Source organism: Bradyrhizobium sp. (assembly GCF_035309285.1).
GTDB lineage: Bacteria > Pseudomonadota > Alphaproteobacteria > Rhizobiales > Xanthobacteraceae > Bradyrhizobium.
The window spans coordinates 65,341-88,700 of record NZ_DATGFH010000167.1 but is presented as its reverse complement, the minus strand read 5'-3'; the positions used below and the strand labels follow the sequence as shown (position 1 = coordinate 88,700).

Annotated in this window: 20 protein-coding genes; 9 read left to right on the top strand and 11 right to left on the bottom strand. The window is 64.2% G+C overall.

Going from position 1 to position 23,360, the window contains the following annotated elements; genetic code table 11:
- Positions 1 to 285 precede the first annotated feature (285 nt).
- From tldD to VKR55_RS29730, 3 genes are all read left to right on the top strand, one after another.
- Complete coding sequence (tldD, locus tag VKR55_RS29740) at positions 286 to 1,710, top strand: metalloprotease TldD (RefSeq protein ID WP_324409046.1); 1,425 nt, start codon at positions 286 to 288, stop codon at positions 1,708 to 1,710.
- A complete protein-coding gene (lepB, locus tag VKR55_RS29735) occupies positions 1,707 to 2,480 on the top strand; it encodes a signal peptidase I (protein ID WP_324408964.1) in 774 nt (257 codons plus the stop codon). The genes tldD and lepB overlap by 4 nt, the downstream gene beginning before the upstream one ends.
- A 328-nt stretch (positions 2,481 to 2,808) precedes the next feature.
- Positions 2,809 to 3,390: a nucleotidyltransferase family protein gene (locus tag VKR55_RS29730; RefSeq protein ID WP_324408963.1), complete on the top strand. Its 582-nt coding sequence runs from the start codon at positions 2,809 to 2,811 to the stop codon at positions 3,388 to 3,390.
- On the opposite strand, the gene VKR55_RS29725 is transcribed toward VKR55_RS29730, so the two are convergent.
- From VKR55_RS29725 to VKR55_RS29705, 5 genes are all read right to left on the bottom strand, one after another.
- Positions 3,387 to 4,103, bottom strand: coding sequence for a cytochrome c biogenesis CcdA family protein (locus VKR55_RS29725; protein WP_324408962.1), 717 nt, complete (start codon positions 4,101 to 4,103; stop codon positions 3,387 to 3,389). The two genes, VKR55_RS29730 and VKR55_RS29725, sit on opposite strands and share 4 nt — an antisense overlap.
- A 9-nt stretch (positions 4,104 to 4,112) precedes the next feature.
- Positions 4,113 to 4,517, bottom strand: coding sequence for a thioredoxin family protein (locus VKR55_RS29720; protein ID WP_324408961.1), 405 nt, complete (start codon positions 4,515 to 4,517; stop codon positions 4,113 to 4,115).
- Between the two features lie 79 nt (positions 4,518 to 4,596).
- A complete protein-coding gene (locus VKR55_RS29715) occupies positions 4,597 to 5,151 on the bottom strand; it encodes a PAN domain-containing protein (protein WP_324408960.1) in 555 nt (184 codons plus the stop codon).
- A gap of 351 nt (positions 5,152 to 5,502) precedes the next feature.
- Positions 5,503 to 6,888, bottom strand: a complete 1,386-nt coding sequence (locus VKR55_RS29710) for a glutamate--cysteine ligase (protein ID WP_324408959.1) — start codon at positions 6,886 to 6,888, stop codon at positions 5,503 to 5,505.
- A gap of 99 nt (positions 6,889 to 6,987) precedes the next feature.
- Positions 6,988 to 7,476, bottom strand: a complete 489-nt coding sequence (locus tag VKR55_RS29705) for a MarR family winged helix-turn-helix transcriptional regulator (RefSeq protein ID WP_324408958.1) — start codon at positions 7,474 to 7,476, stop codon at positions 6,988 to 6,990.
- Between the two features lie 177 nt (positions 7,477 to 7,653).
- Between VKR55_RS29705 and gstA the strand changes: the two genes are divergently transcribed.
- Positions 7,654 to 8,271 (top strand): glutathione transferase GstA, encoded by a 618-nt coding sequence (gstA, locus tag VKR55_RS29700; protein WP_324408957.1) that lies wholly within the window; start codon positions 7,654 to 7,656, stop codon positions 8,269 to 8,271.
- A 234-nt stretch (positions 8,272 to 8,505) separates the two neighbouring features.
- On the top strand, positions 8,506 to 9,120 hold the full coding sequence (locus VKR55_RS29695) for a hypothetical protein (protein ID WP_324408956.1): 615 nt from the start codon (positions 8,506 to 8,508) through the stop codon (positions 9,118 to 9,120).
- Positions 9,121 to 9,273: 153 nt separating this feature from the next.
- Here the strand turns inward: VKR55_RS29695 and VKR55_RS29690 are convergent, their stop codons facing one another.
- The 4 genes from VKR55_RS29690 to VKR55_RS29675 form a co-directional block, all read right to left on the bottom strand.
- Entirely contained in the window at positions 9,274 to 11,499 is a 2,226-nt protein-coding gene (locus tag VKR55_RS29690) for a 3-hydroxyacyl-CoA dehydrogenase NAD-binding domain-containing protein (RefSeq protein WP_324408955.1), read from the bottom strand.
- Between the two features lie 136 nt (positions 11,500 to 11,635).
- Complete coding sequence (locus VKR55_RS29685) at positions 11,636 to 12,844, bottom strand: acetyl-CoA C-acetyltransferase (RefSeq protein ID WP_324408954.1); 1,209 nt, start codon at positions 12,842 to 12,844, stop codon at positions 11,636 to 11,638.
- Between the two features lie 65 nt (positions 12,845 to 12,909).
- A complete protein-coding gene (locus tag VKR55_RS29680) occupies positions 12,910 to 14,700 on the bottom strand; it encodes an acyl-CoA dehydrogenase C-terminal domain-containing protein (RefSeq protein WP_324408953.1) in 1,791 nt (596 codons plus the stop codon).
- 121 nt (positions 14,701 to 14,821) lie between these two features.
- On the bottom strand, positions 14,822 to 15,247 hold the full coding sequence (locus VKR55_RS29675; RefSeq protein ID WP_324409045.1) for a nuclear transport factor 2 family protein: 426 nt from the start codon (positions 15,245 to 15,247) through the stop codon (positions 14,822 to 14,824).
- Between the two features lie 221 nt (positions 15,248 to 15,468).
- Between VKR55_RS29675 and VKR55_RS29670 the strand changes: the two genes are divergently transcribed.
- From VKR55_RS29670 to VKR55_RS29660, 3 genes are all read left to right on the top strand, one after another.
- Positions 15,469 to 16,056, top strand: coding sequence for a PadR family transcriptional regulator (locus VKR55_RS29670; protein ID WP_324408952.1), 588 nt, complete (start codon positions 15,469 to 15,471; stop codon positions 16,054 to 16,056).
- A 193-nt stretch (positions 16,057 to 16,249) separates the two neighbouring features.
- A complete protein-coding gene (locus tag VKR55_RS29665; RefSeq protein ID WP_324408951.1) occupies positions 16,250 to 19,615 on the top strand; it encodes a hypothetical protein in 3,366 nt (1,121 codons plus the stop codon).
- Positions 19,616 to 19,699: 84 nt separating this feature from the next.
- The gene (locus VKR55_RS29660; RefSeq protein WP_324408950.1) at positions 19,700 to 20,476 is read left to right on the top strand and encodes a COG3904 family protein; all 777 of its coding nucleotides are present in this window, start codon (positions 19,700 to 19,702) and stop codon (positions 20,474 to 20,476) included.
- 161 nt (positions 20,477 to 20,637) lie between these two features.
- Here VKR55_RS29660 and VKR55_RS29655 read toward each other — a convergent pair whose 3' ends face one another.
- Positions 20,638 to 21,402 carry an MBL fold metallo-hydrolase gene (locus tag VKR55_RS29655; RefSeq protein ID WP_324408949.1) on the bottom strand — a complete coding sequence of 255 codons (765 nt, stop codon included), beginning with the start codon at positions 21,400 to 21,402 and terminating at the stop codon, positions 20,638 to 20,640.
- On the bottom strand, positions 21,399 to 22,325 hold the full coding sequence (locus VKR55_RS29650) for a DMT family transporter (protein ID WP_324408948.1): 927 nt from the start codon (positions 22,323 to 22,325) through the stop codon (positions 21,399 to 21,401). The genes VKR55_RS29655 and VKR55_RS29650 overlap by 4 nt, the downstream gene beginning before the upstream one ends.
- A 97-nt stretch (positions 22,326 to 22,422) precedes the next feature.
- Here VKR55_RS29650 and VKR55_RS29645 point away from each other — a divergent pair, with 97 nt between their 5' ends.
- The gene (locus VKR55_RS29645; protein ID WP_324409044.1) at positions 22,423 to 23,286 is read left to right on the top strand and encodes a LysR family transcriptional regulator; all 864 of its coding nucleotides are present in this window, start codon (positions 22,423 to 22,425) and stop codon (positions 23,284 to 23,286) included.
- Positions 23,287 to 23,360 lie beyond the last annotated feature (74 nt).

Sequence of the window (23,360 nt, the reverse complement as noted above, 5' to 3'; positions counted from 1 at the left end):
GGACGACCGATGAGGCCTTGACAACTTGCCTCGCGCACTTCCCCGCATAAGCGAGCCATATCGTCCTTGGTCAATTCGGAAAAGTCGTCGAGCACCCGCGCCTTGAGTCTGGCGAGCAGGAAACCCAGGCGACCACGTCCGCGACGGCAATCCGCATCTGGCGGAAGCTTACGAAAATTTCAGCCACTTCCGCCCTCGCCTGCGGCTATTGGTATCTTGCGTGGCCCTCGCAACGGACCACCCGAAAGACTATCTTGTAGCCTTGCCCGCACGCAATGGATTAGCCTGATGAACCCCACAACCTCGCTTCTCGACCGCGCCAATCTCGACCGCGACGCTGTTCGCCATGAAGTTTCGCGCGGGCTTTTGGGGGCCGATGACGGCGAGCTGTTCCTTGAATACAGCCAGACCGAAGCCTTGATGTTCGACAATGGGCGGCTGAAGCAGGCCACCTACGACACCTCGCAAGGGTTTGGCCTGCGCGCGGTGAAGGACGACGCGGTCGGTTATGCACATTCCTCCGACGTCTCACTGCCGGCGCTGATCCGCGCGGCGGATGCGGTTGCCGCGGTGCGTGGCGGCTATAGCGGCAGCTTTGCAGCGCCCCCCGCGCACACCAATGTGAAGCTCTACAGCGACGATAACCCGCTCGATGCCCCGGGCTTCGAGGCCAAGGTCAAGCTGCTTGGCGAGATCGACGCATATCTGCGCGACAAGGACCCGCGCGTGCGCCAGGTTACGGTGAGCCTGGGGGCGACCTGGCAGGTGGTGGAGATCGTTCGTCCCGACGGGGAGAGCTATCGCGACATTCGCCCGCTGGTGCGCGTCAATGTCTCCGTGGTTGCCGGACAAGGCGACCGGCAGGAGAGCGGCAGCAAGGGCTATGGCGGCCGCGAGGGCTATGCGCGCTTCATCGAAACCAGATCCTGGCGCGACGCCGCCGACGGCGCGTTGCGCGAGGCGCTGGTCAATCTTGAATCGGTTCCGGCGCCCGCGGGCGAGATGGATGTCGTGCTGGGCGCCGGCTGGCCCGGCGTGATGCTGCACGAAGCCGTCGGCCACGGGCTCGAGGGCGATTTCAACCGCAAGAAGACCTCGGCCTTTGCGGGCCTGATGGGCCGGCAGGTCGCCGCCAAGGGCGTCACGGTGGTCGACGACGGCACCATTGCCTCGCGCCGCGGCTCGCTCTCGATCGATGACGAAGGCACGCCGACCAACCGCACCGTGCTGATCGAGGACGGCATTCTGGTTGGCTACATGCAGGACCGGCAGAACGCGCGGCTGATGAACATGAAGCCGACCGGCAACGGCCGCCGCCAGGGTTACTCCCACGTGCCGATGCCGCGCATGACCAACACCTACATGCTTTCGGGCCAACGCGACCCCGCCGAGATCATCGCGTCCGTGAAAAACGGCGTCTATGCCGCCAATTTCGGCGGCGGCCAGGTCGACATCACCTCGGGCAAATACGTGTTCCAGTGCACCGAGGCCTACAAGATCGAGAATGGCAAAATTGGCACACCTCTCAAGGGAGCGATGCTGATCGGCAACGGGCCGACCGATCTCCATCGAATAACCATGATTGGCAACGATCTGGCGCTCGACAGTGGAATCGGCACCTGCGGCAAGAACGGCCAGGGCGTCCCGGTTGGCGTTGGCCAGCCGACGCTGTTGATGGAACGCATTACTGTCGGAGGGACCGGCCGATGACCAGCGAGAACGTCACCACCACCCAAAGCAAAGTCAAAAGCTGGGTGGGACAGGGCCTGCAACTGGCGGGCATCGTGCTCGCCGTGTTCATCGCCAAGGGCGCGATCGCGGAACCGTTTTACGTTCCCTCCGGCTCGATGGAACCGACGCTCCTGATCGGCGATGCGTTGCTCGCCTCGAAATATCCGTATGGCTACGGCACCGCCTCGCTGCCGATGCAGATCAACCTGCCGGAAACCGGCCGCGTGTTCGAGGGCACGCCGAAGCGCGGCGACGTCGTCGTGTTCCGCTGGCCGGGCGACCGCTCGCAGGCCTGGGTCAAGCGCGTGGTGGGCCTGCCCGGCGACCGTATCCAGATGCGCCAGGGCCAACTTTTCATCAATGACCACCCGGCGCAGCTCAAGCCGGACGGCGTCGGCGAGGCCGAGGACGACAACGGCAATTCCGAGCCCGCCTATCGCTATGTCGAGACGCTGCCGAACGGCGTGTCACATCTGATCTTCAAGATGCGCGACAACGGCCGGCTCGACAACACGCCCGAAGTCACCGTGCCGCCGGGCCATTTGTTCGTGCTCGGCGATAACAGAGACAATTCCGCCGACAGCCGCGTGCCGCTGCGCGACGGCGGCGTCGGCCTGTTGCCGATCGACAACCTCGTCGGCCGCGCCGATGCCGTGGTCGGTTCCTGGGATCTCGGCATCCGCAGCCACCCGGTCTGGACCTGGCTCTCCGGCTTCCGCATGGCGCGGTTTTTCACCGCGGTGCATTGATTGAGCTTTCACTGATATCGTCATGGCCGGGCTTGTTGTCCGGGCCATAACGAGCCACAGCGCTGGAGTTCGATGCCAATTCGTAGGTGGGTCAGCCGAAGGCGTAACCCACCATTTTTGTTGCGGATAAAAATTGGTGGATTGCGCTCCGCTAACTAATCCTACTGCGTCACAAGCAGCAGTATCTCCTCATCCTGATGAGCGCGCTTGCGCGCGTCTCGAAGGATGTAGGCCCGTCTGGGGCCTCATGGTTCGAGACGCGCGAAGACGCGCTCCTCACCATGAGGGTTCTGACGCAGTAAAACTAACACACCCTACGGCAGCTCCAATGACGCGCGACCAATTCCTCATTGCAGCACTGAAAAACCCCATCAACGAAATCATCACACGCGAGCTATTCGCGCTGGCGCTGCCGGATGCGTGGCTGGTGTCGGGCTGTCTCGTGCAGTCGGTTTGGAATCACTTGACCGGCCGCGCGCCTACTTACGGCATCAGCGATTACGATGTCTTCTATTTCGATCCCGACACATCGTGGGAAGCCGAGGACGCGGTGATCTGCAATGTTGCCGCTAGGCTTGCCGGCCTTGGCGTCACCATCGAGACGCGCAACCAGGCGCGCGTCCATCTCTGGTATCCCGACAAGCATGGCGTGCCCTATCCACCGCTGAAAAGCTCGACTGAAGGCATCGACCGATTCCTCACTGTGAACACGATGGTCGGGATTCGCTGCACCGATGACGGCTACGAGGTCTATGCACCGCACGGTTTTGCCGACATCGCTGCCATGATCGTGCGGCCCAATCCAGGCCCGAATTTTTCACCCGCAAATTACGCGGCCAAAGCGGCGCGATGGAAGACGCTGTGGCCGGAGATCACGGTGATCGCGGCCGAGACCGCGCCGTACGGCTAAAGCGACGTCGTCAATTGCGTCAGCCAGGCCGGGGACGCATCAACCAGCGCGGCCTCGATCTGATGATCCACGCCGCTGATGACCGCAACCCCGACAAGGACGAAGGCCGCGCCGAGCAGGGCCTTGCCGAGCTTTCCCGCCGACATCAGGCGCGAGCGGACGCGCGCCAGCGCCGCGCGCGAGACCAGCCCGAGCAAGGCGAGCGGCAACGCGGCGCCAATCCCGAAGGCGATCATGGTGAGTGTGACCTGCGGCAGATCGCGGCCCTGCGCCGCTAGCAGCGAGGCAGCCCCAAGCGTCGGGCCGACGCAGGGCGACCAGACGACGCCGAGCAGGAGACCGATCGCGAACTGGCCGGCGAACCCGGAGAATGCTAGTCCGCCGAGACGTTGGTCAGCCCAGCGCGAAACTGGCCCACCGGCTGCGGCCAATCGTGTCTGCCAGGAGGGCACGATCAGGATCGCGCCGAGCGCGATCATCATCACCGCGGCCGCGAGGCGTAGTGTGTCGGCGTCAAGGCCGGCGCCAAATCCGGCCAGCGCCAGAAACAGGCCGAGACCCGTGAACGATGTCGCAAGTCCCGTCGCCAGCGCCACCGCGCCGAGCGGGTGCGCCGCGACCGCAGCACCCAGCACGATCGGCACCAGCGGCAAGACGCATGGCGAGAGGATCGATAGCCAGCCGGCCAGAAAGGCCAGCGCGATCGCGATCACGTCGGCTTCCTAGAGGCTCTTGTTGAGCAGGGCGGCGATCGACTCTTCCTTGGTGTCGCCGACCGAGCGGCCCTGTTCATTCGCGCCCTTGAACACGATCAGGGTCGACTGCATCTGCGCCCCGAACGCCTTCACCTCAGGCTTCATGGAATCGAAGTCGACCCGGAAGATCTTCAGATCCTTGAATTTGGGTTCCGCGGTCAGCTTGTCGAGAATCGGCTTCTGCGCTTTGCAGACCGGGCACCAGTCGGCATGGATCTCGACCAGGATCGGGCTGCCGGAGGCCTGCGCCGCCTTGAAGGCTTCCGTGGTGAAAGGAATCGCCGTGTTGGCCGATGCCGGCCGGAGCAGGCTGGCCATCGCCAGCGCTGCTGCAATCATCGCCCCGTTGAACAGTCTGCGCGTCAAAGTCATGTGAGTTCCCCTGGCTGGCTCGCGCCCGGCCCTTGGCCGTGGGCGACGCAATTCAGATACGCAAGCCAACGGGCGATTGTTACCTGACGACGCCGGAAGAATATCCCGCCCGCCGGCGCGGCGGCTTGATCTCCTTTTTCAGGAAGCAATGCGCTTCCTTGCCGACGTAGCCGGCGCGCGCATAGGTCCAGGCGCGACATTTGTTGTCAGCCGTGCAGGCCGCCTTGCAGGCTTCCTGGCCCTCGCCCTTCTTGACCTCGAAGCCCTTGTAGTCGCCGCCGGGGCGGTCGATCGAGATTTCGTCAGTGCCGCTGTGCGGCTCGACCACACCGGCGCCGCGCACGCCCGAGACGCAACAATTGTCCTTTACGCGCGCCGGCACGCTGCTCTTCAGCCAGCACACCGCGCCGATCGCGGGATCGGTCGGGTAATTGAAGCTCCAGGAATGGCAGCGGCGGTCGCGCTCACAGAGCAATGCGCAATCCTCGGGATCGCCCGAGATCACGGGTTGACTCATATAATCGGCGCCCGGCCGGTCGAAGTTGGTCTGGGCAGCCGCAGGCTGCGCAGCCAGCGCGGCCCCGAGCACAGTGAGCGTCACAAAACACGCCCCAAGCAGGCGGCCAATTCCCATGCGCGGTTGCTTTCGAAGATACACGCGAGCAGTTTCTTGTTTGGAGCGTGGTCTTTTCGAAAAACCGGGGTCCACCGCACGCTCCAAACGTGCGGGCAGCCCCCTTTTTCCGGATCATGCTCCGCCCGCCATTTGATCGCCATGAACCTGTACGGCGGATGAACGGTCGGAAAAACCGACACGCGCAAAATGACTTAAAGGCGTAGAACGCTATGACAAGCCTGCGAATTGTCATCGCATTCCATCTTTTGTCAGCACATGATCCTTCCACTCGAGCCCGAGGGGCATTGCCTTGCCGAAGCCGGCTTCCCCCGCTGCGCTGGTGTGGCCCCTGCGGGTCCGGATCACGCTTTATGCGTTTTTGGTCTCAAACGCGTATTCCGAGTAGGCCGGTTCGACCGAGCCGCCCCATGGACCATTAAATCTATCCAGCAGCTCCTCGGCCGGCGTCTTGCCCGCATCGATGATGCGATCGAGCGGTTCCAGATGCCGGGTCTCGTCCCGCCCGAAATGGTCGATGCGGCCACGCCGGCGCAGGCCCGCATGCGCGAGCGCAAGGCATTCCTTGGCGATCTCGAACAAATAGCGGTCGCGGATCTTTGCCTTGAAGCCAAGCCGCGGCACGTCATCACGCAGCGCCTGGCGCTCATGGGCGTTCCAGTGCCTGGCGATGTCCCAGGCGGCATCGAGGCTGATATCGTCATAAAGCAGACCAACCCAGAACGCCGGCAGCGCCGGCAGCCGGCTCCAGGGGCCGCCGTCGGAGCCACGCATCTCCAAGTATCGCTTCAACCGCACTTCAGGGAAGATCGTCGAGAGATGATTGGCCCAGTCCGACAGGGTCGGGCGTTGGCCGGGCAGGCGGTTGTTCGTTCCTTCGAAGAAGGCGCGGAAGGACGAGCCGGAGACGTCGATATAATCGTCGCCGCGCTTGACGAAGTACATGGGCACATCAAGCGCGTAATCAACATAACGCTCGAAGCCCATGCCCTTCTCGAAGGCGAAGGGAAGCATGCCCGATCGCGCGTTGTCGGTGTCGCGCCAGATCTCCGAGCGGAAGGAGAGGAAGCCGTTCGGCTTGCCTTCGGTGAACGGCGAATTGGCGAACAGCGCGGTTGCGACCGGCTGCAGCGCGAGCGAGACGCGCAGCTTCTTCACCATGTCGGCTTCGGACGAGAAGTCGAGATTGGTCTGCACCGTGCAGGTCCGGTACATCATGTCGAGGCCGTATTTGCCGACCTTCGGCATGTAATTGGTCATGATCTTGTAGCGCCCCTTGGGCATGACCGGGATCTCGCTACGCGACCAGGACGGCGTCATGCCAAGGCCAAGGAAGCCTATCCCCAGGGGGGTCGCGATCTCACGCACCTGCGCCAGATGCGCCATCAGCTCTCCTTGTGTCTGGTGCACGGTCTCGACCGGCGCGCCGGACAATTCGAACTGCCCGCCCGGCTCCAGCGAGATCGCGCCGCCGCCGGTAACGTCATAAAGCCCGATGATGTTGCCGCGCTCCATGATCGGCTCCCAGCCGAGCAGGAGCTTCATGCCTTCGAGCAGCGCGCCGATGCCGCGCGCGCCCTCATACTGCACAGGGCGATGGCCCTCGAGCGTGAACGGCGTCTTCTCGTGCTCGGTGCCGATCCGGAACTCGGACGGCGGCTTCACGCCCGCCGCTATCCACGCCACGAGCTCATCGCGCGATTGCAGCGGCGTCATATCGATCTGGTCACGCGCCATGAAAATTTCTTCGGTCAACGGCGCGCAGACAGCGGCGCGCGCAGGTAGCGGGAATGTCCGCGCGACAGGCGCACGCGGACGCGAGAGGAGAGAGCCAGGTCATCGGGAGGGCACGCCCTCGCCGATTGCAGGCGATTGCGCATCGCTGCAGGAGCAACCCAGCCGGTCAAGCAAGCCGCAGAGCTTCGCGGCATCGGCGTCCGAGAGCTTGGAGCCGACATGCTTTTCGATGGCCGCCGAATAGGCGCCCCACATTTTCTTCTGCAATTCGCGACCGGCCTCGGTGATCTCGACGAACTGGCCGCGCTTGTCGATCTTGCATTCGCGCCGCGCGGCGAGCCCCTCATCGACCAGACGATCGATCAGCCGCGAGGTGGAATATTGTGGCAACAACATCTGCCGCTCCAATTCGACGGGGCGCATCTCGCCCGACGGCGCGCGCGACAGTTCCAGGAGCGCATCATACCAGGCAAGCGGCGGGAAACCCGCCTTCTTCAGCTCCTGCTCGACGGCATCCAGCACCCTCGTCTGAACCCGCATCAGGCGGATCCAGGCAGCGGTCGCCTCGGTCGATGGTTTGCGCTTCATGATATGATCTGGCCCATATCTCTCACAGCAAAGTGTACCGCACTGAATGCATCTGCATCAATCTTGACTATTCCATGCATATGCATTTAGTCATCCCGCCTCAAATCCCAAGCACCAACACTAAAGAACCGAAACCCAGGAACCAAAACCCAAGAACCACGAGGAGGAGAATTCCCGATGAAGCTTTATTACGCCCCCGGCGCCTGCTCGCTATCCCCTCATATCGCCCTGCTCGAGGCAGGGCTCCCCTATGACCTAGTCAAGGTCGATTTGCGCGCCAAGAAGCTCGAAAATGGCGACGACTTCTGGAAGGTCAACCCGAAGGGCCAGGTGCCCGCGCTGGCGCTCGATTCCGGCGAACTGGTCACCGAAGGGCCGATCATCGTGCAGATGATCGCCGACAAGGTCAAAGACAAGCACCTGGCGCCCGCCCGCGACTCCGAGGAGCGCTACAAGCTGCTCGAATGGCTGAACTACATCACGACCGAGCTGCACAAGAATCTCGGTCCGATGTTCTCGCCGGTGCTGTCCGACGACGCCAAGGCCTTCTTCAAGGACCGCGCCATGGGCAAGTTCAAGTATCTGGAGACGCAGCTCGCCGGCCGCGACTACCTGATGGGCAAGCAGTTCACCGTCGCCGACGGCTATCTCTTCACCATGCTGATGTGGGCCACCGACCGGCTGAAATTCGATCTCTCCTCCTTGCCGAACCTCATGGCCTACAAGGCCCGCGTCGCCGCGCGCCCGAAGGTGCAGGAAGCGCTGAAGAAGGAGGGTTTGTTGCAGGCGGCGTGAGACGCTCTGGAATGTGAGAATGCAAGAAAGGCCGGATCGATGATCCGGCTTTTTTTGTGATGGCAGGGCGAACGCGCGTTACGCCGATGTTAACCAAGAAACGGGTTCGCCGAGCGGCACGGGCAGGCTTAATGCGCGTTTAATTGATTCAAGCGAGTCTTGACGAACCGGCGCATCATCATCGTCACGCAGCAAGAACTGCGAGCGTAACTCAACCTTTTGGGGAAGGGTTGCATGAGGGCGCTTTTCGCCTGTCTATTGGCCGCGAGTGTCGCCGGCTGCGGCTGCTACGTATCGCCGGACATACAAGCCTGCACCGGCTTTGACGGGAGCGGCTTCGCGTGTTTTGACCGGCATGCAAGCCTTCGTCTCAGTCAAGCGACCGAGCCGGATCCAGCACTATACGAGCCGGATTCCACGATACCAGAACCCAAACCCAAGCGTGCAGCGCGGACGGCCAAGCCGTCATCCGCTCACGCCGACGACGCAACCCGTCACGCCGATGACGCAGAAAAGTCCATCACAACGGCAGCGAAGGTCGAACCGCCGGCATGGGTGCAGCGCCTTCAAACATCCGATCCTGTCATTACCAAGGCCAAGGCCGCCGTGGCGGCCAAGTTGGATGACCCTGGGTCGGCCGTTTTTGACGAGATGAGCCGGGCGGTACGAAGGAACACGCTGGGGCAATCCGTTGATACGATCTGCGGGCGCGTCAAAAGCAAAAAGGCGTCGGGCGAAAGCACCGAGGACAGACCGTTTCTGTATCTCGTGAAGGACGATGAAGCCTTCGTCGTGGACGGCGCCTCCGCGTCCACGGCGGCGATCGCGTATCACGCCATTTGCAACTGAGCTTGGTGCCGCTCCGAACGGCAACGTTGGCGCAAAGCGGAGCACGATGACGCTGCGCCGCAGAAGATGCGGGCAGCGCTGAAGAAGGAAGATCTGTTGCAGGCGGCGTGGGCACGCGCTCTTACCCTCTCCCCTTGCGGGAGAGGGTAAGATTTACTCCGCGGCCTGCGCGGCCGGTTTCTTCGGCGCGAAGCGGCCGTAGAAGGTTTCGCCCTTGGCGGCCATCTCCTCCAGAAGCTTCGGCGGCGTGAAGCGCGAGCCGTATTTGGCCTCCAGCTTGTGGCAGAGCTCGACGAATGCCTTGGTGCCCATGAAGTCGATGTAAGACAGCGTGCCGCCGGTGAACGGCGCAAAGCCGAAGCCGAGGATCGAGCCGACATCGGCCTCGCGCGGATCGACGATGACGTGATCTTCCACCGTGCGCGCCGCTTCCACGGCCTGCACCACGAGGAAGCGCTGCTTCAACTCCTCGACATCGAGCGTATCGGGATCGAGATGCTTCGGCTGCAGCGCCGCAATGCCCGCCCACAGACTCTTCTGGCCCTTGCCCTTCTCGGGATAGTCGTAAAAGCCCTTGCCATTCTTGCGGCCGAAGCGACCTTGTTTTTCGACCATCTCGATCATCATCTTCTTCTGCGCCTGGTCGACGGCATTGGGGCCGAGATCGGCCTCGGTCGCCTTCATGATCTTGAGCACGAGGTCGAGCGCAACCTCGTCCGACAGCGACAGCGGACCGACCGGCATGCCGGCCATCTTGGCGGTGTTCTCGATCATCGCGGCCGGCACGCCCTCCATCAGCATCTCGAGCCCTTCCGCGGTAAAGCGCAGCACGCAGCGGTTGGCGTAGAAGCCGCGCGAGTCGTTCACGACAATGGGTGTCTTGCCGATCTGGCGCACGTAGTCGAGCGCGGTTGCGATGGCCAGATCGCTGGTGTTCTTGCCCAGGATGATCTCGGTCAGCATCATCTTCTCGACCGGCGAGAAGAAATGGATGCCGATGAATTTCGACTGGTCCTTGAACTCTTCCGCGAGCGAATTGATCGGCAGCGTCGAGGTGTTGGACGCGAAGATCGCGCCCTCCTTGAGCAGCGGCTGTGCCTTGGCGTAGGTGTCGGCCTTGACCTTGCGATCCTCGAACACGGCTTCGATGACGAGGTCGCAATCCCAGATCGCATTGTAGTCGGCGCTCGCCGTGATGCGCGACAGGGTGGCGTCGCGATCCTTCTCGGAGGCGCGGCCCTTCTTGACGAGATCGCTGATCACGGCTTCCGCGTGCGCCTTGCCCTTGTCGGCGGAGGCCTGGTCGCGGTCGATCAGCACGACGTCGATGCCCGCGCGCGCCGAGACGTAACCGACGCTGGCGCCCATGAAGCCGGCGCCGATCACGGCGAGCTTCTTCACTTTGGTCGGCGGCACGCCTTGCGGACGCCGCGCGCCCTTGTTCAATTCCTGCATCGACAGGAACAGCGAGCGGATCATTGCGGCCGCTTCCTTCGAACGCAGCACCTGCGTGAAGTAGCGCGATTCGACGCGCAAGCCAGCGTCGATCGGCAACTGCAGGCCCTCATAGACGCAGCTCATGACGGCGCGCGCCGCCGGATAATTGTCGTAGGTCTCGCGGCGGTAGATGGCGTTGCCGGCCGGAAACATCATCATACCGGCCTTGGAGAAAACAGGTCCGCCCGGCAGCTTGAAACCCTTCTCGTCCCAGGGCGCGACGGCCTTGCCGCCGCCCTTGATCCAGTCTTTCGCGGCCTTGATCATGTCACCGGCGGGAACGACGGCGTGGATCAGGTTCAGCGCCTTGGCGCGGTCGAGCTTGATGGCCTTGCCCTTGAGCAGGAGTTGCATCGCATCCTGCGGCTGCACGATGCGCGGCACGCGCTGGGTGCCGCCGGCGCCGGGGAACAGGCCGACCTTGATTTCGGGCAGGCCCAGCCGCGTCTTCGGATTATCGGCGGCGACGCGGTAGTGGCAGGACAGCGTCAGCTCGAAGCCGCCGCCTAGCGCCAGACCATTGATCGCGGCCGCCCACGGCTTGCCGCAGGTCTCGATGGCTCGGAATGCAAGCGAGAAGCGCCGGCTCTGGTCGAACAGCATCTGGTTCGCCGCGACCTCGCCCTTCTCCTTCAGCATTTTCGCGTAAGTGCGATTCATGCCCTCGAGCATCGAGAGATCGGCGCCGGCGCAGAATGCCTCCTTGCTCGAGGTGATGACGACGCCCTTCACGGCGGCGTCCTCCATTGTCTGCTTGACGATCGCTTCGAGCTCCTCGATCGAGGTCTCGTCCAGCACGTTCATCGAGCGGCCGGGAATGTCCCAGGTCACGAGCGCAATGCCGTCGGCATCCGTCTCGACTTTGAAATTCTTGAAGGCCATTGTGGTGCTCCCTCACGCCAGAATGCGGCGGTTATCTCTGCTGTCGTAGGGTGGGCAAAGCGAAGCGTGCCCACCGCCATGCCGGTGAATTAAGTGGTGGGCACGGCGCGTACGCGCCTTTGCCCACCCTACGGTCTTACACCCGCTCGATGATGGTCGCGGTGCCCATGCCGCCGCCGATGCACAACGTCACCAGCGCGGTCTCCTTGTTGGTGCGCTCCAGTTCATCGAGCACAGTGCCCAGAATCATCGCACCGGTCGCACCGAGCGGATGGCCGAGCGCGATCGCGCCGCCATTGACGTTGATCGTGGCGTTGTCGATGTCGAAAGCCAGGATGTAGCGCAGCACCACCGAGGCAAAGGCTTCATTCAGCTCGAACAGGTCGATATCCGACTTCTTCATGCCGGAACGCTCGAACAGCTTTTCGGTGACGTCGACGGGTCCCGTCAGCATCATCGCGGGCTCGGAGCCGATATTGGCAAACGCGCGAATTTTCGCCCGCGGCTTTAACCCGTGCTTCGCGCCCGCTTCCTTGCTGCCGAGCAGCACGGCGCCGGCGCCATCGACAATGCCCGAGGAATTGCCGGCGTGATGCACATAGTTGACCCGTTCGATCTCCGGGTGGGACTGGATCGCGACGCCATCAAAGCCGCCCATCTGCGCAACCTGCGCAAACGAAGGCTGCAATTGCGCCAGCGACTGCATGGTCGTGGTCGGACGCATATGCTCGTCCTTGGCCAGCAGCGTCAGCCCGTTGACGTCCTTGACCGGCACCACCGACTTGTTGAAGCGGCCCTCGTCCCACGCCTTGCCGGCGCGCTGCTGGCTCTGCACCGCATAGGCATCGACGTCGTCGCGCGAGAAGCCGTACTTGGCGGCGATCAGATCGGCCGAGACGCCCTGCGGCATGAAGTAGGCCGGCACCGCAATCGAGGGATCCATCGGCCAGGCGCCGCCGGACGAGCCGATGCCGACGCGGCTCATGGATTCGGCGCCGCCGCCGATCACCAATTCATGTTGACCGCTCATGATCTGGGCGGCCGCGAAATTCACTGCATCGAGACCGGAGGCGCAGAAGCGGCTGATCTGCACGCCCGGCACCTTCTCGCCAAGCCCCGCCTTGATCGCAGCGAAGCGGGCGATGTCGGAGCCGGCCTCACCGACGGGATCGACCACGCCGAGAATGACGTCGTCGACGGAATCCTTCGGCAGGTTGTTGCGGTCCTTCAGCACCTTCAGCGGCACGGTGGCGAGCGCAAGCGCCGTCACCTCGTGCAGGGCGCCGTCCGGCTTGCCGCGGCCGCGGGGAGTGCGAACGTGATCGTAGATAAAGGCCTCAGGCATGACGCTCTCCTAAAGATGATGTTCGTCATATGATAGCGGATTGCGCAGGACGACGGAAGCGAAACTCAAAACGCCTCGGCCGCCAGTTCCATGGTCGCGCCCGCGCCGGTCTGGATCCGCGCCAGGTGCAGCGCCGTCTCCGGCAGCATCCGCTCCATGAAGAAGCGGCCGGTCACAAGTTTGGTCTTCAGATAGGCCGTTTCGCCATCCGCGGCAATCTTGTCGAGCGCGACCTTGGCCATCCGCGCCCACATGTAGCCCAGCGTGACGAAGCCGAACAGCTGCAGGTAATCGGTGGCGGCAGCCCCCGCATTGTCGGGCTTCATCATGGCGTTCTGCATCAGCCAGGTGGTGGCCTGCTGCAGATGGCCGAGCGCAGTCGAGAGCGGCGCAATGTAGGGCTTCATGGCCTCGTTGCCGCCGTTCTCCTTGCAGTAGGCGCCGAGCTCGGAGAAGAACGACATGATGGCGCGGCCGCCGTCGCGCGGCAGCTTGCGACCGACGAGGTCGAGCGCCTGGATGCCGTTGGCGCCCTCATAGATCATGGCGATGCGCGCATCCCGCACGAACTGCTCCATGCCCTGCTCGGCGATATAGCCGTGGCCGCCATACACCTGCTGGGCCTGCACCGCATTGGCAAAGCCGGTGTCGGTGAGGAAGCTTTTCAACACCGGCGTCAACAGGCCCATGTGGTCGTCGGCGGCCTCGCGGTCCTTGGGGTCAGGGGAGCGATGCGCAACGTCGCTCTTGAGCGCGGTCCAGATCACCATCGCGCGCGCCGCCTCGTTGAAGGCGCGGACGGAGAGCAGCGTGCGGCGTACGTCCGGATGCACGATGATGGGATCGGCCGGCTTGTCCGGGGCCTTCGGGCCCGTCAACGCGCGGCCCTGCAGACGGTCACGGGCATAGGCGACCGCATTCTGATAGGCCACCTCGGACTGCGCCAGCCCCTGCACGGCAACGCCGAGCCGGGCCTCGTTCATCATCACGAACATGCCCTGCATGCCCTTGTTCTCTTCGCCGATCAGCCAGCCGGTGGCGTTGTCGTAGTTCATCACGCAGGTGGAATTGCCGTGGATGCCCATCTTGTGCTCGATCGAGCCGCAGGTCACGCCATTGCGCGCGCCGACCGAGCCGTCGGCATTGACCATGAATTTCGGCACCACGAACAGCGATACGCCCTTGATGCCCGCCGGCGCGCCTTCGATGCGCGCGAGCACGAGATGGATGATGTTGGAGGCCAGGTCATGCTCGCCGGCGGAGATGAAGATCTTGGTGCCCGTGATCTTGAAGCTCCCGTCGGCCTGACGCACCGCCTTGGTGCGGAGCAGGCCAAGATCGGTGCCGCAATGCGGCTCGGTAAGATTCATGGTGCCGGTCCACTCGCCCGCCACCATCTTCGGCACATAGGTCTTCTTCTGCTCCGGCGAGCCGTGCACCAAGAGCGCCGCCGTCGCGCCCATGGTGAGCCCGCCATACATCGAGAACGCCATATTGGCGGAGATCTGGAATTCGTTGACAGCCTGAGACAGCGTCGCCGGCAGCCCCTGCCCGCCATATTCGGTCGGTGCCGATAGGCCGAGCCAGCCGCCCTCGGCGACCTGCTTGAACGCCTCTTTAAATCCCTTCGGCGTGGTGACACTGCCGTCGGCATTGCGCTTGCAGCCTTCGAGATCGCCGACGCGGTTCAAGGGCTGCAGCACTTCCTCGGCAAGCTTGGCGGCTTCGCCCAGGATCGCCTCGCGCACGTCGGAGGAGGCATCGGAGAAACCCGGCAGATTGTCGTAGCGATCGATCTGGAAGACGTCGTTGAACAGGAAATTGACGTCCTCGACTGGGGCTTTGTAGATCGGCATGGCGTTCTCCCGGCGGGCGGATCTTTGGGGTTCGTCGCTTCGCTCAACAACGCGAAGCGCATCGATGACGAAAATTCCGGGAGGGGACCTTATACGTTTCACCTTCCCGGGAAAGCGAATATCACGCGGACGACTGCGACTTCACGGCGTCGGCATTGCCTGACTGCCGCATCAGCTCTTCGCCCATCAGCCGGTGCAGCAGGTTGATCGCCCTCAAGGGACGCACCATCACCTTGAAGTGCGTGATGCGATCGTCCTGATCGAACGTGATGATGTCGACGCCGTTGATGGTGATGCCTTCGATCTCGGTCTCGAACTCGAGCACCGCGCCGTTGTCGCCGCGCCACTCGCCGCGATAGGCGAAGCCAGGCCCGCCCAGTACCTTCTCGGCGCTCGCCAGATACTTGAATGTGATGTCGCGGCCGCGCTGCGGCGTGTGCACGACCGGACTTTCGAACACGGCATCCGGGTGCAGCAGCTCCCAGAGTGCCGCGCGGTCATGGGACTTCATGAAAGCGTACCATCTATCGAGGCCGGCCATGGCTATGGGACGTCTCCTCTTCCGCGGAACGCGCCAACGGCCCGGCTCGGCGGGCCATCGGCCTGATATGCACATTGACGCATATGCATCTTTGTGCATAAAGTCAAGAGATCGCTGGAGCAGGCTGCCTTCTTCGAATCAGCACCCGCTCCGGCATTTTGGTTGAGCATGATCTCTTCGGAAAACCGCTGCACATTTTTCCGGATCATGCTCCTGGAGGCGGCAACATGGCGCTCGGTGACGCAATCCTGGCATGCCTGACCGACCGTCCGATGACGGGCTACGAGCTCGCCAAGACCTTCGATTCGTCGATGGGCTTCTTCTGGAAGGCCGATCACCAGCAGATCTACCGCGAGCTTTCCAAGCTGCGCGACCGCGGCCACGTACAGGCCCGCGAGGTGGTCCAATCCGGCAAGCCCAATAAGCTCGTCTACACGCTCACGCCCGAGGGTAAGGCCGCGCTCAGACATTGGGCTGCCCGGCCCAGCGTTCCGGCGTCGATCAAGGACGATCTGCTGGTCAGGCTCTACGCCCTCGACAACATCGACATCGAGCCGTTGCGCGCCGACCTGATGGCGCGGATGGAGCACCATCGCGACCGCTACGAGCGCTATGAACGGCTGCTGCACAAGCGCTTTCCGCAAGGCCAGGCGTCGCCCGCCGACATGGGCAAGCTGATCAGCCTCAAGCTCGGCCTTCGTCATGAGCGCATGGTGGCGGAATGGTGCGAGGAAGCGATCGACGCGCTCTCGGCGCTCGCGGGCAAGGCCAACGTGGTTCCGTTGGAAGGCAACGCCCGCGAAAACGATCGCTAAATCCCTCAAATCCCGTGCCAAATGCAACTTTAAGGCCGCGCGGCCGCATTCCTTAACTCGTTATTTACCCTGAGGGGAAAAAGTCGGCGTCTGAGGCAGACGACCGGCGCGGAATTGGATTGTCTCGTGACTGGGACGCGCGGGGAGGCTGTTTGGCGCCGGGGTGGGCGCCGGAGCGGAACCGGACGAGATCATGAATTCGCGCGTATCGTGGAGTGTCGACGACATCGATCCATCCGTCCGCGAAAGGGCCGAGGCCGCCGCACGACGCGCCGGCCTATCGCTCAGCGACTGGCTCAATTCCGCGCTCGGCGATTCGACGCCGCCCAACTATCGCAATTCAGCTCCACCGCCGTATTCGCCGAGCCGCGACGTCGCCGACATCCACCAGCGGCTTGATGCCATCACCCGCCAGATCGAGCGCATTTCGCAGCCGATGCCGCGGAGCGACGCCACGCGCGAGCCGGGCGTCGCGCGCCAGCTCAATGATGCGATCTCCCGGCTGGATGCAAGGTTGTCGCAGATTTCCAATCCGCAAGCCGCGCGCCAAGCCCAGAATCAAGCGCAGAACAAGCAGCAGCGTCAGACGGAAGCCGTCGAGCGCGCCGCAAGCCAGGTCTATTCTCCACAGGCGCAGGCTGCGGCGGCCTACCGCGCTTCGCCGCCCCTGAGCCCTGCCTCGCTCGACTTTGCGGTCGCCGAAATCGCCGCGCGTCAGAGCGAGCTTGACGCCCCGCCGCCGCGTTCGATGCTGCAGCGCGCCGCCCCCCCGACTGCCCCGCAGATGGCGCCGCCCCCGCCAGGGCCGGATTTCTCCTCGCTGGAACGGCATCTGTTCAAGATCACGAGCCAGATCGAGGCGCTGCAGCGCCCCGATATCGAGCCATCGATCGCGGCGTTCCGCAACGAGCTATCCGAAATCCGTGCTGCCATCACGGAGGCGATGCCGCGCCGCGCGATCGATTCGATTGAGAGCGAGATCCGCGCGTTGTCGCGCCGTATCGAGGACGGTCGCGAGAGCGGCATCGACGGCCACGTGCTCGCCAATATCGAGAACGCGCTCAACGAAATCCGCGACGTGCTGCGCTCCCTGAAATCGGCTGAGCAGCTCGCCGGCTATGACGAGGCGATCCGCAATCTCGGCGCCAAGCTCGACATGATCCTGCGCGCCAATGACGATGGCGGCACGATGCGCCAGCTTGAGAGCGCGATCTCCGCGCTCCGCGCCATCGTCTCCAATGTCGCCTCCAACGACGCGTTGGTGCGGCTGTCGGACGACGTGCAAATGCTGTCGTCGAAGGTCGACCAGCTCGCCCGCTCAAGCGGCAGCAGCGATTCCTTTGCGGCGCTGGAGAGCCGCATTGCAGCGCTGACCTCGGCGCTGGAAAGCCGCGAGCGGCCGCAATATCACGACAATTCCGAGCAGATCGAAGGCGCGCTGCGCGCGTTGTCCGACCGCATCGACCGCATGCAGGTCGGAGGTGACAGCGCCTCGGCCTTTGCGCATCTCGAGCAGCGCGTTTCCTATCTCCTGGAGCGGCTGGAAGCCGCCAACGATCAGCGTTCGTCCCCTAATCTCGGCCGCGTCGAGGACGGGCTGCACGACATCCTGCGCCATCTCGAAAACCAGCATGCTGCATTGGCGTCCTTCGCCGACAACCAGCACGCGGCGCTCGCGTCGTTCGCCAACAGTCAACAGCGCGGCATGCCCGATCAGCGCGACGACGAGCTGATCGAGCTCGTCAAGCGCGAGCTCTCCGACATCCGTTTCAGCCAGTCGAAGACCGACCGCCAGACCCAGGACTCGCTGGAAGCGGTCAACTCGACGCTAGGCCATGTGGTCGACCGCCTCGCCATGATCGAAGGCGATCTGCGCGCGGTGCGCTCGGCGCCGGTGCCGCAGCTTGCGCCGGTCGAGCAGCCGGCGATGGGTCCGCGCGGCGCCGCAGGGCCGCAATTCAAGCCGGAACTGCCCAATCCTGCCGCGGCACAGGCTCCCGCGCCGCATTTCGCCGCCGCGCCGCGCGATTTCCATGCAGCCGAACCCGATGCCCCGCCTGTCGTAGCCGCTGCGCCCTCGCCTCCCCCGCCGCCGCTCGCGATCAGCGAAATCCTGCTGCCCAGCTCTCCGGCGCGGCCGGCGCTCGCGCTGGACCTGCCGCCCGACCATCCGCTCGAGCCGGGCACCCGCCCGAGCGCCCGCGCCGCCTCGCCCTCGGAGCGCATCGCCGCTTCCGAGAGCGCGATCAGCGAAATCCCGGCGGCTCCCAAAGAGCCGGTCTCCTCTTCAAGCTTCATCGCCGCCGCCCGCCGTGCGGCGCAAGCCGCTGCCGCTCAACCGCCTGCCGACAAGGCGCGCGCGGCCAAGGCCGAGAAGGCCAAGGAAAAAATCAAGGCCAAGGAAGCCGCCAAGAAGGACGGTGCGAAAGAGCCCTCGACCGTCACTTCCAAGATCCGCTCGCTCCTGGTCGGCGCGAGCGTGGTCGTGATCGTGCTCGGCTCTTTCAAGATGGCGATGAACCTGCTCGACTCCGGCGGCGTGCCGATTCCGGGCTTGGGGAAATCCGTCGAGCAGCCCTCGACACTGACGCCGTCGGACTCGAGCGCCAAGGCGCCCGCGCCCGAGCAGTCCGCGCCTTCGCCCTCGCTGACGTCTCCGACTCCAATCGGCCGGCAGTCTATGAACAATTCAGCGCCGGCAGCTGACGCCACTGCGACCGTCGTAATTCCGCAAATGTCCGCCGCGCCTCAGGCTTCCGCCGACAACGACGTCACGGGCACGATCCCCGGCGCCAGCAGCAAGAAGCCGCTGATCCCGCAGATTCCACGGGGCGAACGGCTACCCGACATGATCGGCGGACCGAACTTGCGCAGTGCTGCGCTCAAGGGTGATGCCTCCGCAGCCTATGAGGTCGGCGTGCGCTTTGCCGAAGGCAAGGGCGTGCCGCAGAATCTCGGAGAAGCCGCGAAATGGTACGACCGCGCGGCGCAAGCCGGCATCGTGCCGGCAATCTTCCGGCTTGGCACGCTCTACGAAAAGGGCATGGGCGTGAAGAAGGACATCGACACCGCCCGCCGCTACTACGTGCAAGCCGCCGAGCGCGGCAACGCCAAGGCGATGCACAATCTTGCGGTGCTCGACGCCGACGGCGGCGGCAAGGGACCGGATTACAAGAGCGCGGCGCAATGGTTCCGCAAGGCGGCCGACCGCGGTATCGGCGACAGCCAGTTCAACCTCGGGATCCTCTACGCCCGCGGCATCGGCGTCGAACAGAACCTCGCCGAATCCTTCAAATGGTTCAGCCTGGCGGCGGCGCAGGGCGATGCGGATGCCGCACGCAAGCGCGACGATATCGCCAAACGCCTCGATCCTCAGTCGCTCGCCGCAGCCAAGCTCGCGATCCAGACCTTTACGCCCGAACAGCAGCCGGACGACGCCGTCAACGTGGCAACGCCGCCTGGTGGCTGGGATTTGGCTCCCGCCGCGACCCCGGCCGCTGCAGCCAAGCCGGCGGTGAAGCCGCCGGCCAGCAAGCGCGCCACGACTGCGCGCTTGTGATCACACGCTGAACCGCTACCTATACCTCCACGACAAAGCATCGAAGCCGCGCCGACGCGGCTGACTTGCCGCGCGAGGATTCACATGCCTGTCGACGATCGCAAGAAAAGCCAGCCGACAGGGCCATGGGTGCGGCCGCCTGCGCCTGGTCATCCGCCATCACCCCCATCGCGCCTCGGGAACCGGCGGCTTTCCTGGTCCGCGGTCTTCTTCATGCTGATACTACTAAGCGTCGGCATTCGCGCCTTCAAGGATCTGTCGCGGCCAGAGGCGTGGGCGTATTGGAAAGACGAGTATTTCTCGCCGAGCCTGAACTCCTCGCGGATTCCGAGCGCCGATTTCGACGGCTCGGGCCGCGGGCGGCCTGCGCTCGCGATCCGCGGCAGGATCGGTCCGGCCGCAGCGAGCTGGCTGCGCACGCAGCTCGAGCAAGCCCATCTTGCGCCGGGCGATCTGGTGTTGTTGTCCTCGCCTGGCGGCGATGTCGGCCAGGCTGTCATCATGGGCGAGATCATCAGATCACGCGGGCTCGCGACGGCCGTGGGCACTGCCGATGATTCTGGGCGGGTCCGCTCGGCCTATTGCGCGAGCGCCTGCGTGCTGGCCTTTGCCGGCGGCAAGCCGCGCTATGGTGTCGAGGGCTCGCTGCTCGGTGTCCATCGCTTTGTGACGACCGCGCGGGTGCGCGACCCCGTCGCCGACACCCAGCGCACCACGGGCATGCTGCTGGGCTACATGACCAAAATGGGCGTGTCCTCGTCGGTCGTGGAAGCGATGTCAGAGACCAGCGCGGTGCGCTGGCTTGCGCCGAAGGAGGCGCTGGCGATGAACCTGGTCACCGATCCGCTCCGGAAGCCGTAGGCGCTCGAGAAAGGAACGATCCTTTCGTCATTGCGAGGAGCCAACGGGTCCGCGCGAAGGCGCGGCCCGATGACAGGCCCCGCGACGAAGCAATCCAGAGTGCCGCCGCGCAAGCAGTCTGGATTGCTTCGCTTCGCTCGCAATGACGACGACGCGAGAGCCTACTCGATCACCGTCGTCACGCCCGGCTCCAATAGCTTCAGCCGCTTGCCGAACCCCAGCGCATCGAAGCTCGCGCGCAGATCCTTGGCGTTCTGGCGGAAATGCGCCCAGCCGTCGGTGTGTACGGGAACGATCACCGCATCGGCAAATGCGCGCGCGGTCTCGATGGTGTCGTTGGTGTCCATGGTGAGGTGGAACGGCCCGCGGGTCTGCGCCGCGCCGGCGAAGGGCAGCACCACGCCGCAGTTGAAGCGCCGCGCCACTTCGGCGACACCGTCGAACCATGTGGTGTCACCGCTGACATAGATCGGACGCGCGCCCGGCTTGCTGGAGGCGACGACGAAGCCGATGACATCGCCGGCCAGCGGCTCGATGCCGGCCGGACCGTGGCGCGCCGGTGTCGCGGTGATGGTGAGCGAGGCGCCGCCCTTCTTGAGCTCCGTCGTGGCCCAGGGCGCAAAGCCTTCGGCGTGACTGCCGAGCCGCTTGGCTCCGGCCTCGGTGGTCAGCACGCGCCTGGCGTGAGCGAGAAAATCCTTGCCGGAGTGATCGAGATTGTCGGCATGCTGGTCGTGGCTCAGCAGCACCGCATCGATCTCGCCGATCGCATCGGCCGACATCGCCGGGCCTTCCAGCTTTTCCAGTTTCACGTGCGGCAATTGATAGCTGCCGGGCGCATCGAAGGTCGGATCGGTGAGAAGGCGGAAACCGTCGATCTCGAGCAGCGCGGTCGGACCGCCGATCAGGGTGATGGAGACGCTCATGCTTTGCTTCCTCGTGAAACCGCCGGCCGTGTGACGAGATAGATACCGAGCGCGACCGGCACAATGCCGAGCATGTCGCGGAAGGCGACGTGTTCGCCGAGCACGAGCCAGGCGAAGAACATGCCGAGCGGCGGCATCAGGAAGTGATAGGCGCTTGCAGCCGTTGCGCCGCACACTTTCAGCAGATGGAACCAGAGCAAATAGGCGAGGATCGAGCCGCCGAGCACCAGGTAGGCGAAAGCAAGCGCAAGCCGCGCGCTCGGCACGATCGCGCTCGCGTCGGCGAAGGTGAGCGCTATCGGCGTCAGCACGATGCCGGCGGCGAGATTCTGGATGCCGTTGCCGATCCAGAGACTACCCCTCGGCGCGAACAGCTTGAACAGGATGGTGCCGGCGACGATGGAGGCGAGCGAGGCCAGCGTGAACAGGATGCCGTGCAGGCTGTCGGTTCCGACCGACATGCGATGCCAGACGATGAAGCCCACGCCGACGATGCCAAGCAGCAGGCCGAGCACTTTGCGCCAGGTCATGAATTCGCCAAGAAACAGCGCGGCCAGTGCCGCCGTGAACACCGGATTGGCGGAGACGATCAGGCCGCCGAGGCCGGCTGAGACGGATTTCAATCCGGTATAGCCGAGGCCGAGATAGAGCGCGTTGTTGGCGACGCCGAGGATCGCGAATATTGCCACCTCCCGCCAAGTCAAGCGCCAGGCATCGCGGCGGAAGGCTGACGCACCGAGGATCAGTATCCCGGCGAGCGAGAAGCGCGCCGCGAGCAGGATCAGTGGCGGGCAATCGGTGACGCCGATCTTGCCGGCGACAAAGGCAAAGCTCCAGAGCAGGCAGAACAGGCCGATATAAAGAGGCAGCGCGTTGAAACGAGTGCGGGGGGCGGGAATGGCGATCGAGGGTGCGATGGACATTACGGGTCTCCTTCGGCCCTTGATCTAGGGTCACGCATTGCTATTTGGAAATTAAATGATAGACTGACCATCAGTGGATTTTCGAATGGATGCCAAAATGCTCGATCTGGAGCTGTTGAAGAGTTTCGTCTCGGTGGTCGATGCCGGCGGCTTCACTCGCGCCGGCGAGCGCGTCCACCGCACGCAATCGACGGTGAGCCAGCAGATCCGGCGACTGGAGGACGATATCGGCCAGGTGCTGCTGAACCGGAACGGCAAGGACGTGACGCCGACGGAAGCCGGCGAGCGGCTGCTCTCTTATGCGCGGCGGCTGCTCTCGCTTGCGGAGGAAGCGCGCGATGTGGTCGGCCGACCGGGCAATGAAGGCGCGGTGCGGATCGGCATCCCCGAGGATTTCGCCGCCTATCGCCTCGCAAAGCTGCTCGCGTCCTTCGCGCGCTCGCATCCGAGCCTGCGGCTCGACGTGCGCGCCGACCAGAGCACGTATCTCAAACGCGACCTCGAACGCGGCGATCTCGACCTCGCGCTGCTCAAGCGCGACGCGACCGAAAAGGGCGGCATCGCCTCCTGGCCCGAGCGCGTGCATTGGGTGACGAGCCGGAGCCACCCGCGCGACACCCGCGCGGGTTCGGTGCCGCTGATCGGCTTTCCTGCCGGCTGCCTCTATCGTGCGCGCGCCATCCATGCCCTCGAAAGCGCCGGCCGCGCCTGGCACATGGCGTATACGTCGTCGAGCCTCGCCGGCATCCAGGCTGCGGTTGCAGCCGGCATGGGCCTCAGCATCCTGTCAGAGATATCAATCCAGGCCGATCACCGCGTGCTGACGGCCAAAGACGGCTTTGCGCCGATCGACAAGACCGAGGTCGCACTGGTGGCTTCCCCCGACGCCAGCCCGGCGACGCTGCGACTCGCCGACAAGCTCGCGGAATTCTGCGACGGCATTCAGGCGAAGGCGGCGTAGCTCTTCGAGATTTTCGTAGATCGTAGGGTGGGCAAAGGCGCCTTTGCGCCGTGCCCAGCATCTATTCACGAGCT

Excerpts from the sequence above, each read along its gene's own strand:
- lepB (WP_324408964.1), top strand. The coding sequence starts at position 1,707 with ATGACCAGCGAGAACGTCACCACCACCCAAAGCAAAGTCAAAAGCTGG.
- VKR55_RS29730 (WP_324408963.1), top strand. The coding sequence starts at position 2,809 with ATGACGCGCGACCAATTCCTCATTGCAGCACTGAAAAACCCCATCAAC.
- VKR55_RS29720 (WP_324408961.1), bottom strand. The coding sequence starts at position 4,517 with ATGACTTTGACGCGCAGACTGTTCAACGGGGCGATGATTGCAGCAGCG.
- VKR55_RS29715 (WP_324408960.1), bottom strand. The coding sequence starts at position 5,151 with ATGGGAATTGGCCGCCTGCTTGGGGCGTGTTTTGTGACGCTCACTGTG.
- VKR55_RS29710 (WP_324408959.1), bottom strand. The coding sequence starts at position 6,888 with ATGGCGCGTGACCAGATCGATATGACGCCGCTGCAATCGCGCGATGAG.
- VKR55_RS29705 (WP_324408958.1), bottom strand. The coding sequence starts at position 7,476 with ATGAAGCGCAAACCATCGACCGAGGCGACCGCTGCCTGGATCCGCCTG.
- gstA (WP_324408957.1), top strand. The coding sequence starts at position 7,654 with ATGAAGCTTTATTACGCCCCCGGCGCCTGCTCGCTATCCCCTCATATC.
- VKR55_RS29695 (WP_324408956.1), top strand. The coding sequence starts at position 8,506 with ATGAGGGCGCTTTTCGCCTGTCTATTGGCCGCGAGTGTCGCCGGCTGC.
- VKR55_RS29690 (WP_324408955.1), bottom strand. The coding sequence starts at position 11,499 with ATGGCCTTCAAGAATTTCAAAGTCGAGACGGATGCCGACGGCATTGCG.
- VKR55_RS29685 (WP_324408954.1), bottom strand. The coding sequence starts at position 12,844 with ATGCCTGAGGCCTTTATCTACGATCACGTTCGCACTCCCCGCGGCCGC.
- VKR55_RS29680 (WP_324408953.1), bottom strand. The coding sequence starts at position 14,700 with ATGCCGATCTACAAAGCCCCAGTCGAGGACGTCAATTTCCTGTTCAAC.
- VKR55_RS29670 (WP_324408952.1), top strand. The coding sequence starts at position 15,469 with ATGGCGCTCGGTGACGCAATCCTGGCATGCCTGACCGACCGTCCGATG.
- VKR55_RS29665 (WP_324408951.1), top strand. The coding sequence starts at position 16,250 with ATGAATTCGCGCGTATCGTGGAGTGTCGACGACATCGATCCATCCGTC.
- VKR55_RS29660 (WP_324408950.1), top strand. The coding sequence starts at position 19,700 with ATGCCTGTCGACGATCGCAAGAAAAGCCAGCCGACAGGGCCATGGGTG.
- VKR55_RS29655 (WP_324408949.1), bottom strand. The coding sequence starts at position 21,402 with ATGAGCGTCTCCATCACCCTGATCGGCGGTCCGACCGCGCTGCTCGAG.
- VKR55_RS29650 (WP_324408948.1), bottom strand. The coding sequence starts at position 22,325 with ATGTCCATCGCACCCTCGATCGCCATTCCCGCCCCCCGCACTCGTTTC.
- VKR55_RS29645 (WP_324409044.1), top strand. The coding sequence starts at position 22,423 with ATGCTCGATCTGGAGCTGTTGAAGAGTTTCGTCTCGGTGGTCGATGCC.